The 15,631-nt window shown below is 46.4% G+C and carries 12 protein-coding genes and 2 tRNA genes; 5 read left to right on the forward strand and 9 right to left on the reverse strand.

The window, feature by feature from the left end; genetic code table 11:
* Positions 1 to 44: 44 nt before the first annotated feature.
* The 3 genes from J7439_RS09180 to J7439_RS09190 all read right to left on the reverse strand — a co-directional run bounded on the left by J7439_RS09180 (position 45) and on the right by J7439_RS09190 (position 1,152).
* Positions 45 to 120, reverse strand: a tRNA-Lys gene (locus J7439_RS09180).
* A gap of 37 nt (positions 121 to 157) precedes the next feature.
* Positions 158 to 233, reverse strand: a tRNA-Asn gene (locus J7439_RS09185).
* A 316-nt stretch (positions 234 to 549) separates the two neighbouring features.
* Entirely contained in the window at positions 550 to 1,152 is a 603-nt protein-coding gene (locus tag J7439_RS09190) for a peroxiredoxin (RefSeq protein WP_101746706.1), read from the reverse strand.
* A gap of 462 nt (positions 1,153 to 1,614) precedes the next feature.
* On the opposite strand from J7439_RS09190, the gene J7439_RS09195 reads away from it, so the two are divergent.
* Positions 1,615 to 2,304, forward strand: a complete 690-nt coding sequence (locus J7439_RS09195; protein ID WP_209201533.1) for a hypothetical protein — start codon at positions 1,615 to 1,617, stop codon at positions 2,302 to 2,304.
* 273 nt (positions 2,305 to 2,577) lie between these two features.
* On the opposite strand, the gene grxD is transcribed toward J7439_RS09195, so the two are convergent.
* The gene (grxD, locus tag J7439_RS09200; protein WP_163369941.1) at positions 2,578 to 2,913 is read right to left on the reverse strand and encodes a Grx4 family monothiol glutaredoxin; all 336 of its coding nucleotides are present in this window, start codon (positions 2,911 to 2,913) and stop codon (positions 2,578 to 2,580) included.
* 178 nt (positions 2,914 to 3,091) lie between these two features.
* Here grxD and J7439_RS09205 point away from each other — a divergent pair, with 178 nt between their 5' ends.
* Positions 3,092 to 3,640 (forward strand): carboxymuconolactone decarboxylase family protein, encoded by a 549-nt coding sequence (locus J7439_RS09205; RefSeq protein WP_209201534.1) that lies wholly within the window; start codon positions 3,092 to 3,094, stop codon positions 3,638 to 3,640.
* A gap of 43 nt (positions 3,641 to 3,683) precedes the next feature.
* Here the strand turns inward: J7439_RS09205 and J7439_RS09210 are convergent, their stop codons facing one another.
* Positions 3,684 to 5,201 carry a hypothetical protein gene (locus tag J7439_RS09210; protein ID WP_209201535.1) on the reverse strand — a complete coding sequence of 506 codons (1,518 nt, stop codon included), beginning with the start codon at positions 5,199 to 5,201 and terminating at the stop codon, positions 3,684 to 3,686.
* 372 nt (positions 5,202 to 5,573) lie between these two features.
* Here J7439_RS09210 and J7439_RS09215 point away from each other — a divergent pair, with 372 nt between their 5' ends.
* Together J7439_RS09215 and J7439_RS09220 are read left to right on the forward strand one after the other, a co-directional pair.
* Complete coding sequence (locus J7439_RS09215) at positions 5,574 to 6,263, forward strand: TVP38/TMEM64 family protein (RefSeq protein ID WP_209201536.1); 690 nt, start codon at positions 5,574 to 5,576, stop codon at positions 6,261 to 6,263.
* Complete coding sequence (locus J7439_RS09220) at positions 6,256 to 7,161, forward strand: sulfurtransferase (protein WP_209201537.1); 906 nt, start codon at positions 6,256 to 6,258, stop codon at positions 7,159 to 7,161. Before J7439_RS09215 ends, J7439_RS09220 begins: the two co-directional genes overlap by 8 nt.
* A gap of 15 nt (positions 7,162 to 7,176) precedes the next feature.
* Here J7439_RS09220 and J7439_RS09225 read toward each other — a convergent pair whose 3' ends face one another.
* From J7439_RS09225 to J7439_RS09235, 3 genes are all read right to left on the reverse strand, one after another.
* The gene (locus J7439_RS09225) at positions 7,177 to 8,916 is read right to left on the reverse strand and encodes an ankyrin repeat domain-containing protein (protein ID WP_209201538.1); all 1,740 of its coding nucleotides are present in this window, start codon (positions 8,914 to 8,916) and stop codon (positions 7,177 to 7,179) included.
* Positions 8,858 to 8,980 carry a hypothetical protein gene (locus J7439_RS27030; RefSeq protein WP_353623029.1) on the reverse strand — a complete coding sequence of 41 codons (123 nt, stop codon included), beginning with the start codon at positions 8,978 to 8,980 and terminating at the stop codon, positions 8,858 to 8,860. The genes J7439_RS09225 and J7439_RS27030 overlap by 59 nt, the downstream gene beginning before the upstream one ends.
* 406 nt (positions 8,981 to 9,386) lie before the next feature.
* Complete coding sequence (locus J7439_RS09235) at positions 9,387 to 10,208, reverse strand: M48 family metallopeptidase (protein ID WP_209201540.1); 822 nt, start codon at positions 10,206 to 10,208, stop codon at positions 9,387 to 9,389.
* 301 nt (positions 10,209 to 10,509) lie between these two features.
* Here J7439_RS09235 and J7439_RS09240 point away from each other — a divergent pair, with 301 nt between their 5' ends.
* Positions 10,510 to 13,191, forward strand: a complete 2,682-nt coding sequence (locus J7439_RS09240) for a GAS domain-containing protein (protein WP_209201541.1) — start codon at positions 10,510 to 10,512, stop codon at positions 13,189 to 13,191.
* A gap of 121 nt (positions 13,192 to 13,312) precedes the next feature.
* Here the strand turns inward: J7439_RS09240 and metE are convergent, their stop codons facing one another.
* On the reverse strand, positions 13,313 to 15,604 hold the full coding sequence (gene metE / locus J7439_RS09245; RefSeq protein ID WP_209201542.1) for a 5-methyltetrahydropteroyltriglutamate--homocysteine S-methyltransferase: 2,292 nt from the start codon (positions 15,602 to 15,604) through the stop codon (positions 13,313 to 13,315).
* Between the last annotated feature and the right edge of the window lie 27 nt (positions 15,605 to 15,631).

Below are 15,631 nucleotides of genomic sequence, written 5' to 3' on the forward strand. Positions count from 1 at the left end.
ACAGTATCTTCAACAAGAGACTTTTTATGAGTCTCAATGCTGTATGGTGGGTCGTGTAGGATTCGAACCTACGACCAATTGGTTAAAAGCCAACTGCTCTACCGACTGAGCTAACGACCCATTCTTACACCAGCCACAAGCTAATATACAGAGTAAGTGGCTCCCCGAGCTGGACTCGAACCAGCGACCCAATGATTAACAGTCATTTGCTCTACCAACTGAGCTATCAGGGAACTATGCTTGGCGGCAACATCTCGTCACCAACCAACGGCAGCGAATGATAAGGTTATTTTGCCGTGAGTCAAGTATTCCACTGCAAAAAACTTTTTAAAAAGACTGTATATATGGCATTTTCCAACCGTTATAAGGTTCCAGGAGCCTGTCCGAGAATAGACTACCCTACTGCGGTGGCAGCAAATTGGTCTGAAAATCCGCTTTTGTTCGGCAAATAGCCCCGCTATTCACCTCACAAAACCGAATTTTTATCCTCAATTTTCTGTCGTCCTCGCTACGGGGTCGCCTAGACGGGCGCTATTCTCGGACAGCCTCCTAGAGACCATCCGCACTCTCTGACAGGTATTGGGCCACGCCGTCTGGAGACGCTGTCATGCCCTTGTCGCCCTTGTTCCAGCCAGCCGGGCAAACTTCACCGTGCTGTTCGTGGAACTGCAGGGCGTCAACCAGACGAATCAGTTCATCCATGTTACGACCCAGCGGCAGGTCATTGACGATCTGTGAGCGAACCAGACCTTCCTTGTCGATCAGGAAAGCACCACGGAATGCCACACCACCTTCTGATTCAACGTCATAAGACTTACAGATGTCGTGTGTCATATCAGCAGCCAGAGTATATTTCACCTGACCGATACCACCCTGGTCCACAGGCGTATTACGCCACGCATTGTGCGTAAAGTGAGAATCAATAGAAACACCGATCACTTCAACACCTCGCTCCTGGAAAGCACTCATGCGGTGATCCAGGGCAATCAGTTCAGAAGGGCATACGAAAGTGAAGTCCAGAGGGTAGAAAAACAGCAAACCGTACTTGCCACGAATGGCTTCGGACAGGGTAAAAGCATCAACAATAGAGCCGTCACCCAGTACAGCAGGGACTGTGAAGTCAGGAGCCTTTTTGCCTACTAAAACGCCCATAAGTATTTCTCCTACGCTTTATGAAACTGTCATTTAAAAAGCTGTCATATAAAAAGCTATCATTTACAAAGTTGTGCGTATTAATACGAGAGTACAAGTAATATGTCATCTCACATTGAATCACGCATCACAAAAACTGCGCATACAATGATACACATGACCACGGTTTTCGCCTACCGCAGTAGAAACAAATGACTACTTTTTTATCACAAGCCGCATATTGATAAAGGAGCAAGAAGAAAAATACAACCCGGAGCCTGTGCCCCCCTATACTAAAGACTGGTTCACCCGGAACCCACTCTGTTCCTTCCCAACACTCCCAAAGCTCAGTTTATCGAGGTAGCTAACCCCGAACGAAGACAGGGATCTGGCAGCTTTCATTTTTTCGCATAAAGAAAATGAACTAATTGGGAATTAAAATATCATAGTGTGTGTAGAAATAACTTCTTCTGGCGTGTGTCTATGCAAAATACTGGCGTTCCTGCAAGGACGGTGCTCTTCTGGAATGTAGCACCGAATGATGGTGTCAAAAAACCAAATCCCACAAGAAAACCAGATATCGGACATACCAGCGGAGGGCTGAAGGTTACCCCACATCCGCCATCAAGCTACGTACTGTCTGGAGAAGACTCTGCATTTGCTCCCCTTGCCAGGAAATCTGAACAGACAACAAAAACGCCGCAAAATGAATCAGAAAGCGATTCAGAGTGTGATCAGGAAATACTGGAAGCATTTGCTGGCATATCAATCCCAGATCACACTAATATCGATAAAGATCAACGCCCCGGGCACAAACCTGAACCTTTAAATGAAAGGGTCATGTTAAAAGCCAAATCAAAGCTATCGTTCAAGAAAAAAAATAGCCCTCCAAAACCGGTAAGGCTCCACTCTTATCCCGGTACTTCAGGGCAGCAGGTAATATCCGCAGCAACTTTACCCATAGCCTTTGTAACAACAGATGCAACAATGTTCAGCCCGGGCAATACTAATACTGAACCTTCACCCAAAAAGCTGTGCAATTCAGCACCTCCGGTAAATGCTGCCATAAACTGGCAAGAGCCTCAGGATACTCCGATGGCTGAACAGTCAGGCTTACCTGGTTTTCACTCCTTACCTTATGACTTTGCCCCGGGAGAGGAGCCTTTGGAGTAATTACAGCAGAAAGGAGATACTGACAGGGACTCAATGAGTCAGGTACTAGGAGGCTGTCCGAGAATAGACTGCCCTACTGCGGTGGCAGCAAATTGGTCTAAAAAGTCGGAAATTTTTAGTAAATAGAACCACTATTCACTAAAAATTTCCGACTTTTTATCCTCAATTTTCTGCCATCCTCGCTACGGGCGCTATCCTCGGTCAGCCTCCCAGGAGAAAGATAGCCTTCCGGTTTTATCACACCGGAAGGGAAGGATAAAAACGATTGCAAAATCAGTCTTCTGCACCTTCAGCAGAACCAGCCGCTTCAGCAATCAACTGCTGCAAGTCACCGCTGTTAAACATATCAATAATGATGTCACTGCCACCAATCAGCTCACCCTTAATCCACAGTTGTGGGAAGGTCGGCCAGTTAGCATACTTGGGAAGATTGGCACGAATCTCCGGGTTAGCCAGAACATCCACAAAAGCGAACTGTTCGCCACAGGCCATCAACGCCTGAACCGCCTTGGCAGAGAAACCACACTGGGGCAACTTGGGAGAGCCCTTCATGTACAGCAGAATAGTATGGGATTCAACCTGTTCTTTTATTTGCTCCATTACGTCCATGAGACGACCTCTTCTTCATTGGAATCATAAAGCAGGATATTTTAAAGAAAATACCTGACTGTCACCATATGTTATTACATATAGTCGAATAGAAAAAACCAACAACAGGATTGTAGACATCCAACTTTCCTGCCACCATCGGCTGACCTACTATGGAACTGCAAGTTAGGAATCAGCCATGTATGTACCGGATAAACCCCTTCGCTCTTATCCTTGGTGGCTAATGCCTTTTTTCTGGAGCCAGAAGCGTCGCTATGGAAAAGTCCTTAAGCCGGGCTTGTTATGGGCAAGAGTTCCCCGGTTATTTGCCGCTGTAGCCACACTCTACGGCGTGCTGGATCGAAAAAAGTCACCCCTGTCACCGGAGCTGCGTTCGCTGGTTACCGTCAGAGTATCTCAGGTCAACTGGTGTGCCTTCTGTGTTGACATCAATGCCATGACCTTGGCAAAACGTGCAGGCAGCATGGATAAAGTAGAAGCACTGGATAACTGGCAAGACTCTGACCTTTTCAATGCTCAGGAGCGTATTGCCCTGGAATATACCGAGGCTGTTACCTACAGCGACCGACAGGTAACCCCTGAGCTGATGAAGCAGCTAAAAGAGCATTTCAATAATGACGCTGTTATTGAACTGACTGGCCTGATCGCGTTCCAGAACATGTCCAGCAAATTCAACGCCGCCCTGGATGTGCCAGCAGAAGGTTTCTGCAAAATTCCGAAGAAATGAACATTTCCTGCAAGTGCTGGCACCAATAAACCCGACAGGATCATCAATCCCTAGTGAGGCTTCTTGGCACCACGGGTGATTTGGCCAACTTCTTTCTGCGTTTGGGCATTTCACCGTGACTACGGATGGTACTCAACTCTGCGCTGGTGCCTGGTCTCGATGCCATGCTTTCGGCGTTGTCCGTACTTTCCAGAAGTCCAAAATATCCCGGCACGCTGATATCCGGTACGACTCTGTTCGTCAGGAAGTCCTCAAATGTTTTATTTGATGACAACGCCTGATGGTCCAGACAGAAATTGAAATAGGCCGAGAGAGTCGCACCTGTCACCTCAAGAGCGGGTGTGGTTGTCAGGTCAGGGGCAAGGATTGGTGAAATTAATTGCAGGGTGACAGGATCAAAGTATTTCGCGTTATGTATTTGGCTGCTGTCGCTGCAGTTAGGGTGCCTGTCCCTGTATTGCATCAGATAACCGTGTATGTCGTTAAGGTAATGCATGGCGGAAGCTGTGTCAGGGATGATCTCTGTTTCTACTGTTTTAGCGATTTGTTCGTGGCTCTTTGCATCCTCCCGCCACCGGGCACAGAGTGGAGACAGTTGCTGGTCCCGGCCTTTGAACGCCCTGCAGACCATCAGTTGCAGAACATCACTTTGATGATTGCGCCAGATGTGGGGTTTGGTTACCAGCATAAATGCAAACGCGTCAATATCATCAATGCAGTGAATACCTTGTTGCAGCATTTGCTGAACCACTTGCTCAAATCGCTCGTGACGGTCGTGCGTGGGAGAGCTACCGCGCAAATAATAGAGATTGAAAGACATTTCCCAGGCAAACGTAACCAGCAGGTGACTGACTCTGTCGATGGCACAGATATTTCCACCACTCAAGGCATCAAACCAGATATCCTTGACAAGTCGTAAAAATGACAGGCAATCCAGTGGCTCTAACTGAAAGTTAAGTTCATTGGAACAGATACTTATGCTGGAGCTGAAATCCACTTGTACAGCATTGTCAACAAGCAGCTCTGGCCAGCTTTTGCAAATAACAGCGCCCTGTCGTTGCAATGTGCTGGGCCATTTATTGACCATAGTTACGATGCTCTGGCGATCTGGCCAGAAGGAAGAGTATTGACGATTGAGATTCTCAGCGGCGGTTTTTACACATGATTTGGTGTAGCTTTGCAGTTCCATCAACAATCGCAGTTTGCCCTGAACCCCTGCTGTTGAACTCAACCCGTTTTCAATGCACTGTTTAATGGTGCCCAGTGTATCACCGTTGTCTGACTGAAGATGACCAATGATCTCACTGTTGCTTGGGGTGATATTGCGCTGGACCAGGGCTTTTTCCGACCTGGCGATTTCCTCGGTGGAATAGCCATGAATCTTCAGGTGCTGCTCTTCATGAGAAACCAACGTCGTATTTCGCCGACAAAACGCCGTAGCTTTATGGGTATCCGGCAAGTGGGTGGCGGCGGAACTTGCCGACGGATCATCAGGGGGAGGGAAATTCCAGCCAGAGTTCACTGCACCAGAGATTGCCGGTTGCGAAGATGGGTTTGACATACCTTTCCTCTTATCTTCACAGAACGAGTGAAAGTTGGGCAAAATCCTGAATATTACCGATATTCTGACAACTGCTGAAGAATAAAGTTCACCGCCGATCTCTCGAACGGCCCCGGTTTGACACAGGGCTCATGCACGAGTACCCTCTCTCGCGCTTTGAGGACCGATTAACTCCTTGGAATCAATGTTTGAAGTAAACGTCGGAGTTTAAATATAAAAACCGAATAGTTTATCTTCAAACGGTAAAAAACCCACAGCTGCTGATTTCACAGTGGCCAACGACCCAATTTCAACGTTCACATCTTTTGGCAGTTGAGAAACTTCAACCAGACATGGAAGGGTTCCTGAAATAACTGCGTTTACAACCGATTAATGACTATTCAATCTATTACCAAACCACTGATCGTTCTGCTGATAACTGCCGCTATTCTGGCTATCCCGCCAGCCCGTGAGTGGCTATTTGAGATGATCCGAATTCTTTCATCGCTGGATATCGACAAGGTACGCACCTACATTCTCAGTTTCGGACTATGGGCCCCTCTGGTGTCAGGACTACTGATGGTTATCCAGGCAGTAGCAGCGCCGCTGCCTGCTTTTATTCTTACCTTTGCCAACGCCGCCATTTTTGGCTGGTGGCAGGGGGCACTGCTATCCTGGAGCAGCGCCATGATCGCGGCTACACTCTGTTTCTTTATCTCCCGCTGGTTTGGGCGGGAGGGAGTGGCCAGGCTGACCAGTCACTTTGCCCTTGATCAGGTCGATGACTTTTTTGCCAAACATGGCCAATACACCATACTCATTGCAAGACTGCTGCCTTTTATATCCTTTGATCTGGTCAGCTATGGAGCAGGCCTGACATCGATGAAATTGCGGTATTTTCTTGTGGCTACCGGTATCGGGCAACTGCCAGCCACACTGATTTATTCTTATGCTGGGGAAATGCTGACCGGTGGCAGCCGTCTTGCCGTGATGGCACTGTTAACACTGTTTGCCATCTCCGTACTGATTTTTTTCCTGAAGTCTGTCTATTTCCGTGAATCGAGGGCTGTTGGCAATGAATAAGAAACCAGTATTATCCCAATACCTCAAAAGATGTATTTTCTTCTTCCTGTTACTGATTCTGCCCTTCAGATTCGCCTATGCAGTACCGGAGGATTATTTTATCAGTGCAGAAACGGTTGCCAGCAATCCCGACCATTACCTGCTGATCGATGCCCGGGCATACTCTGAGTATCTCAAGGGACATATCCCGGGAGCCCGCTCAGTTCAGTGGCAATCACTTTCTGATATGAACGGGGCGGCCGGTAGCGAGAACTGGGCAACAGTTCTTGACAATAAGGAGCTGGAATACCAGATACAGAAGCTGGGCCTGAGCCCAACAGACAATATTGTCGTTTATGCCGATGCTCAACGGGGGTGGGGTGAAGATGGCCGAATTGCCTGGAGTTTGCACGTAGCAGGGTTAAAGAATGTCCGCATTCTTAATGGCGGGTATTCTCACTGGAAAGAAAAAGGGCTGAAAACCACCATCATCCCAACCTTCTTCAATACCAAAAGTGATTTCACGATAACCCAGCGGGATTCCTCAGCCACCATTCATACCAAAGCCCTTTACCGGGACTACTCTCAGTTTCGCGTGATCGACTCGCGATCACCGGAAGAGTTCCACGGCAAAATGGACTTGGGTGAACAGCGCAAAGGGCATCTTCCCGGGGCAGTGAGCTTACCATTTCAGCAGATGTTCACCGCCAGTGGCACCTTGAAGTCATTTGACGACATTAGCCGAATGTTATCGGATCAGGATATTCAAAAAAATAGCCCTATTGTCGTCTACTGTACCGCCGGTATCCGGTCCGCACACATGGTGATGGTGCTGAAGGCGGCTGGCTACACCAATGTCAGGAATTATACGCCCTCGTTTTACCATTGGGCTGCGTTATCCTACACCCCGATTGAATGACAACATTGAAGGTCCTCAGATAAGTACCGAAGGTACGGAGGTTAGTGATGACTGAGCCTTTAGAAGGCTGATGATGTCTGAGTAGGATTTAACTGCTTCTGCGGCGTTAAAGCCTGGTCCCTGTTGTCCCCCAAGGAATGAGGCGAGGCCTAACACTTTAATTTTTTTAGCTTTCATCAGCTCAGATTCTACAAGTTTCAGTGGCGTCATTCCGTTCTGGGCTTTTTCGTTGATGGAAGCTCCTCTGACAAGCAGGTGCTGAACTGCTTTTACATGACCTCCCTGGGCTGCATAATGAAGGGGGGTCATGATGCCGGTGTTGTCTATTCTAACCATCGCATCCGATCTGACCGGTTGGCCATTTAATAGTAAGCCTCTCAGGCAAACCTCCTGTTTGAAACACTTCAGCCTCAGTGCTGCCCCGGTTGACTGAAACCCCTTATACTCCTCCGCCCGCCCTGTAACACAGCCCCTCCTGCCAGTGGTAGCATTGACAAAAGCACCACGGTCAATCAGTTGATCAATAACCTCTGACTTACCTGATTTAGCCGCAAGATGCAGAGGCGTTTGTCCCTCGTTGTTTGTGGCATTAACGTCAGAGCCAACCAGTAACTCAGTGGCGTCTTGCGGATGGCGACTGTAGACTGCACAGTGCAGGGGCGTCCATCCACGGTGGTCACGGGCATTAACATCGGCACGCCGGGTTATCATGGCCTGGATTTTGTCTTTTTGCCCCTCTTTAACCACCTCGTAAAAGGCTGATTGACCGGAACCCGGGTAATGAAGTTTGTTAATGTCAGCATTCGGGGTATTGGCGAACAATTGGTCGAATAAGTTCCAGTCATTGATTTTAATTAATGCACCAAGTAATCCTGCACGCATATCGTCACAGGGTGCCTCAGAGTTACATATGGCAAGGGTTAACGACCTGATTATGGGTACAGTCAGTTTGTTTACATTGTTTATCCAGCTCCATAGCGTCTCACCGCTGCCAATAAGTACATCGGTGGCTGCACCAGCAGTCAGCAGGAGATCAACGATCTCTGCCTGGCCGGTGTCAATAGCAATGTGAAGCGGTGTTTTTCCGTACAGTCTCTGGCAGCCTTCCCTTTCACCGTTACTTACCTTCGATTTGTCGGTTCTCTCCCCCATTTCCACTTTCATAAGTAGGTGTCTTACCATTTCAAGCCCAAACTGTTTTGACAACCGTGAGGATTGGGCATTGATATTGGCACCCCTGCCAAGCAACAGCCGGATGGCATCATGTTTTCCATGTTCCACCGCAAAATGCAAAGGGGTCCTGCTACCGATGTTGATATCAGCACCTTTGTTAAGCAGAACATCAATGATATTGAGGAAACCATTTGCAGCTGCAAAGTGAAGTGGGCGTCTTATATCCGGGGCGTGGACATTAATGTCGGCACCACAGTCAATAAGAGCTGTTATGGCCTCTTCATGACCATTAAATACGGCAAGCTGAAGCGGAGTCTCAGGGTAATCAGCTGTTGTGAGCGCATTGACGTCGGCACCATGTTTGACAAGATGCCTGATAGTCGCCTCATCACCTTTGCCAGCGGCGCAGTGGAGGGCAGTTATCCCGTCCTTGGTGCTAGCATTGGCATTGGCACCGTGTTCAAGCAAGCCATTGACAATATCAGAGCGACCTCCGGCGGCTGCCACGTGGAGTGGCGTCTTCTCAGGGTACAAACCAATGAGTAATTTTACGTTTACACATTGGGCAACCAATATCGGCATGACCTGGACCACTTAGCCACTTATCAATGCACGACTTGTGATGGATATGGGTGCAGGGAAACATTGCTGCAATGGGACTTTTATCCAGACCATCAAGGCAGATAACGCATTTTTCATTTTCTTTACCCTCTCGTTCAGAGACTAACGGGGCTGCTGGTGGTATCCGATTACAATCGTTGAATGAGAAGGTATTCACACTTAAATATCCCCGTTCTAACTTATAATTTGAACTGTCTGATTAATGGGTCTGACTGACCCATCGGCTATTAGTTCAGTTCCTCATGCAGAAAAAGCCGGGCCCCTTACTTCTCAGAAGCATCGATCGAAAATACGCGAAAATGGTTGTAAAGAAATCAGTGTCTTTGACGAAGAATGGATTGGTCGGGGCTCATAACAGTGTTGAGTAATCTATGATTACCACAGGTTTTTAGTAGCGGTATGGATCCGGCCAATCCCGTAGAACTTATGGATTAATTGCTTTTGCTAATCGCCTGCCTGTAGAGATGATTCACTTTCCTGATATTGGCATTCAGCCCGTTTATACGGGTATCGTGGGACGGGTGTGTGCTCATAAACTCCGGCACACTGCCACCACTTTGCGCTGACATCTTTTTCCACAGGCTGACAGAAGCCTCCGGGTTATATCCAGCCCTGGCCATCAGCTCTAAACCGATAAGGTCAGCCTCGGCCTCATTGGTACGACTATTAGGCAAGGTAAGCGCATAATTTACCACGGTACTGCCAACACTCATTAACTCAGGACTGACCCCCAGCAGAATCCCCAGGGTATCCTGCCCCAACTGCACTGCATACGCCTGAGACATAGACTCCCGCCCATGTTCCCTGAGTGCATGAGCCATTTCGTGTCCCATAATGGCGGCAATTTCATCATCCGTCAGCTTCAGAGTGTCAATAATGCCGGTATAAAACATAATCTTGCCCCCGGGCATGCAGTAGGCATTAAGCTGTTTATCCGTCATCAGATTAACTTCCCACTGCCAGCTTCGGGCATCCTGCCTGAACACACCAACATGGGACACCAGACGGTCAGCAATCCTGCGCAGACGTTTCACATCTGCTGGCTTGCGGTTCAGCACTTCTTTTTCCCGAGCTTGATTCAGAGCTTCCTGATAAGCCCTGGCAGACATGGCATTCACCTGGCTTTCAGAGAGCAAAGAGAACATTTTCTGCTCACGCTGAACACCAATAGTCCCTGAGTTGGTTGTTGATACCGTCTGACACCCTGCCAGAAAAACACTCAGGCTCACGACCAGAACTTTTAACCACTTCATCCCCAGTACCTGTTTTTTCAAAACGTTATTGTAACCAGACTGCCATTAAACCAAAATCACTACCGGTAAGCACGGCTATCCAGGAGGCCGTCGGACTTAAGCGTCCGTAGCGAAATAAAAATAATTAAGAATTACACTTTTATACAATTCCAGACTACTTTAATTCCTGATTGTTTCAAAGACACATGACTAAACATTTATAGGTAAAGAGATCATCAAGACACACATACTAAATATTGGCTAACTCGCCACCTAATATTCTTATTTCATCAAACAATTAAAAACCATTAAGGGTAGTAAAATGGACGGCATTCTCTCTAAAAACTATCAACAGACCTCTCCCTTGGTTGAACTGTTAAAAAAACCTCTTCAGAAAGCGGGACCATCAAAGCCTTCTGTCATTAGTATTGCCCCAACCAGATATTTACCGGGCGCACAGGGTGAAAACCCATTTTTCAGGTCATTCACTCATCAATCTGTTGGTATGCCACACCAGGAAATCTCATACTCAACAACTCACAATGATAGCGCAGTTGACTCTCCAATACTGGCATCTATTAAAGCCTCAAATGATGCAGTCAGAACAAATCGTAAAAGAACAAACCCTGATTATTCAGCAAATAAAAGAAATGAACAATGCAACAAGGAACCATTAAATACTTCAAACGAAACCTCAGTCAAAAGATTGAGATCACATGAACAAAAAATAGTAAAACCGGACATTAAATATTCATCGCTTAAATACCATAACAGAGACAAAAAGGATAAAGAGTGCATCTCAATTGATCAAATGAATAATAATAAATCTGGAAGAATAGCTAATGCCATCGCTGAATGCAAAAGAAGAAAAAAACTGACCAAACTATATTCTGACATCAATCATGCTCTTAAAGATATAACAACTATAAGCATCAAACCAACAAAAAAAAATTTACTATTAACCTGCATCGGGATTGTAAAAAAGGAAAGTGCCCCCAACTATATCTGTCCTAATCGTAAGAACAGGACTATATTATCCTACCCAGTCAACACTAACCCAAAAACAAAGAAATTTATAAAAAATTTTAATGAGGCCAATCGTCGAAAAGAAATTCGTGAACTAATTGATGAACTTCACCAATCCATTCCGGGAGCACACCGCAAAAAAAACAGCGAATATATCACGCTCAAAAAATTCCTGTCATTTATCACCAAGAACCCAGAATTAAAAACATCAAAAATCCAGTCAAATAAAAACTTATCTCCAGTAATAAATAAGGAATTAAGGCCAAGATTAAAATCGAGAGCAAAACCAAGATTAAGACCAGAATTAAAATTAAAACCAGAATCTAGCTTAAGATCAGAAGCAAACATAGATGAAAAAATATGTTTTAATACGAAAATAGAAAAAACTGCTAAAACAGATACAAACGAAGAAGCAACCACAAGAAAAGACAAAACCAAAGAGCCAGAAATGGTTCCAGAAACAGAAACTAATCCAGAAATAGAAATTAATTCAGAAACAGAAACAGAAACAGAAACTGATTCAGAAACAGAAACTGATTCAGAAACAGATTTAGATACAGATACAAAAGCAAGCCTGACAACTAGCCAAAAAACACACTTAGATAAAAAAACAGATAAAGCAATAAATCTTAAAATAGCAGAAGTTTCAGCAACAACCCCCTTAGAAGAACCCGACAGTATAATAGAACCTGATTCACCTTATATAAAGACAGCTACTTCTGACTCTTTACATGTCATTAAAGAGCCAGCAAACAATAATAGCCAAGTTAACTCCATATTGATACAGAAAATGTTGCAAAAACCAGGGGAAACAGGAAAAACACTCGAGCATTCTGAGCAACCCTGGTTTTCAGCCCCTGATTTACAGTTTCTTGAGCAGGATTTGGTATGCCATGAAAAAGAGCCGTGCAAAACCGTTGATGAATGTTCATGGCGCAGTCCGAAGGCGACTAAAGATACCCATTCTCTTGTTACCCCACCCTGCTCCGCTATTCCAAGTCCAAAGGAGCAAAACGAACAGGAGCAATCCCATACCTGGATTCTATCACCACCATCTCATCCTGATATCAGCATATACAAACCACAAGCCGGTACCAGTGAAGAACTGCATCCAACAGGTGACTTATCTATAATGCAAGCCGTTGCTCCGCAGGAAATTTTCCCATGGGTACCTTCTCAACAGATGCAGGATGACCACTCTTCTTCAGGATCATCCTGCACTCTACAATCACATACTGGGGAAGAACCGTCTTCAGAAGATGAAGCTACCGCCTTTGTCTTCCAACAATACAGCCCGGGAGGGAGAGGTGGTGTACCTGATGCGACCTGGGGTGTTCCAGCTTCAGAACAAGAGACAACACTCTTTGGCTTTCAACAACACAACTCTGAAGGGAGCAGGGATGTTCCTAGTGATGCCCGGGGTGCTCCAGCTTCAGGACATGAGGCAACACCCTTTGGCTTTCAACACCCCCTACCTGAAGGGAGAGAGGCTGCACTGTATGATATGACAGAAACTTCACCATCAGAGCTATTTCAGGTAGCCCCCCAAAATACCTCACTGATAACGTATTTAAAAGATCAGATTGTCAGACTGAAGATGAGCCAGACAGACCTAGAATATCAAGACATGCAAAATAAAAACTTCTTAAATGAAGTTATAAACGAAAACCTGCAATTATCAAGAAAATCATTAAAACTTGAACAGGATCTGGAAATGCTTAAAAAAGAATTTGCACTACTCCAGAAAAAAGATCAATTATCAGAGAGCCTGGTGAAATTTGCTTTCCATGATGAACAAAAAAAGGTGGCTGACCTTCAACAAAAACTCAACTCTTTACAGGCCGAACGACAGCTGATGATTGATAAAATAGAAAAATCAGATAGAGAAAAATACCAATTAAAAGAAGCCCTGAAAAACAATCAACCCAGAACAAAAAAGACACAGCAAAATAAGATTTATAAAAGCCTGAGACTATAAAATAAAAAAATACGATACTTTTCCTATATTATTCAATTTAAACAAGGGTAAAAAGCTGGGCTCTTTTTCAGATTTACTACTCATGACCCAGCTTTTTTTCTTTAGGCAGTGGTAACCTCACTTAACCGGATCTTAATATTTTCGCAGCTGCAACCATATTTCTTAAAGCGTCTTCTACCTCCGGCCAGTCTCTGGTCTTTAAGCCACAGTCCGGATTTACCCATAAACGTTGTTTGGGTATTTTTTGTGCCGCTTTAGTCATCAGCTGTTGAATCCACTGAATACTGGGCACATTTGGCGAATGAATATCATAAACTCCGGGTCCAATCTCATTCGGGTATTCAAACGCTTCAAAAGCATCCAGCAGTTCCATATCAGAGCGGGAAGTTTCTATGGTGATGACATCCGCATCCATGGCGGCAATATATTCAATAATGTCATTAAACTCGCTGTAACACATATGGGTATGGATTTGGGTTTCATCTTTAACGCCGCTGGCAGCAATGCGAAAGCTCTTCACCGCCCACTCCAGGTATGCAGGCCAGTCTGCTTTTCTCAACGGCAAGCCTTCCCGAATGGCTGGCTCATCAATCTGAATAATCCCAATACCCGCATTCTCCAGATCAACAACTTCATCTCTTAAGGCCAACGCTAACTGCAGACAGGACGTTTCCCTGCTGACATCATCTCTCGGAAATGACCAGCAAAGAATGGTTACCGGCCCGGTTAACATGCCTTTAACCGGCTGGCTGGTCTGCTCCTGGGCATAGCGGCTCCATGCAATGGTCATCGGCTCAGGGCGACTGATGTCACCAATAATAATGGGGGGTTTTACACAGCGACTGCCATAGCTCTGTACCCAGCCATTGGCTGTGAAGGCAAACCCTTCCAGCTGCTGGCCAAAGTACTCAACCATATCATTACGTTCTGCTTCGCCATGGACAAGAACATCCAAACCAAGCGACTCTTGCCTTTTAATGGTCTTGCGTATTTCCGCTTGCATCGCTTCGATATAAGACTGCTCATCCAGCTCCCCTTTGCGAAACTGTAAGCGCTTCTGTCGTATCTCCCGTGTCTGGGGAAAAGAGCCAATGGTGGTTGTAGGAAATTCAGGCTGATTCAGTTTTTCGTGCTGTAGCGTTGCCCTGACCGCATAAGGTGAGCGACGATGATCAATATCCCTGTCATCATTCAATAACGTCAACCGTTGTTCAACCGCTGAATTATGAACCCGCTGAGAGTGTTGTCTGGCAGATACCGCTTTTTCGGCCTCGGAAATCAATGTCAACACCGCCGGATCCTGTGCCTGCTGCCCTCCGGATAACACCCGACCAATCACGGATACTTCTTCACACTTCTGCCTGGCGAAGGCAAACCAGGATTTCAGCTCGTCATCAAGCTCGGTTTCCTGCTCCAGATCAACCGGAACATGCAGTAATGAGCAGCTTGGCGCTACCCACAGCCGATCACCCAGCCGCTCTTCTGCCTCCTTCAATTGCCGCACTATCTGCTGCAGGTCGGAGCGCCATATATTCCGACCATTAACAACCCCCGCTGATAAAACCTTGTAGGCAGGCAGGCGATCAAGCAGTGCCGGTAACTGATCCGGATCCCGGACCAGATCAATATGCAGGCCATCCACCGGCAGATTAACGACCGTGGTCGTAGTACCATTGAGACCACCAAAGTAGCTGGCCAACAGAATTTTTACATGGCAACTTTGCAACCGGTTATATACCGATTCAAACGCCTGATGCCATTCCAGGGGAAGATCCAGAGCCAGAATGGGCTCATCAATCTGTACCCACTCCACATTCATTTCAGCCAGTCTGGCCAGAACTTTGCCATAAACCTCGACAACACTGTCAAGCAATTCCAGTCGGTCAAAAGACTCGCCCTTAACTTTACCAAGCCACAGCCAGGACAGCGGGCCAATCAGTACCGGTTTTGCCCTGAGGCCCTGTTCAATAGCCTCAGCAGTTTCATCCAGAATAGCGGTGTTAGACAGTTGGAACTTCTGGCCTTTGTGCAACTCCGGCACTATGTAATGGTAGTTAGTATCAAACCATTTAGTCATTTCACAGGCTGCTGCAGGTTCTCCGGTTGGCGCTCGACCACGGGCCATACGAAAAAGGGTATCAATATCACCAGGGTCCGCTTCCGAAAATCGCTCCGGCACCGCACCCAGCATCAAAGAGTGGCTCAGCACCTGGTCATACCAGGCAAAATCACCCGTCGGAATCAGATGAAGCCCTGATTCTTTCTGCAGCTGCCAGTGTCGCTTACGCAGGCGACGGCCTTCTTCCAAAAGCTCTGCCCTGGACAGGCCACCGCGCCAGTAACTTTCCTGAGCCTTCTTCAGCTCACGGTTAGCACCTATTCGGGGAAATCCAAGGTTATGGGTAGTGATCATGAAATAACTCCGGGCTGATCGTCAGAC

Source organism: Salinisphaera sp. G21_0 (assembly GCF_017744115.1).
In the GTDB taxonomy this organism is placed as follows: domain Bacteria; phylum Pseudomonadota; class Gammaproteobacteria; order Pseudomonadales; family Endozoicomonadaceae; genus Endozoicomonas.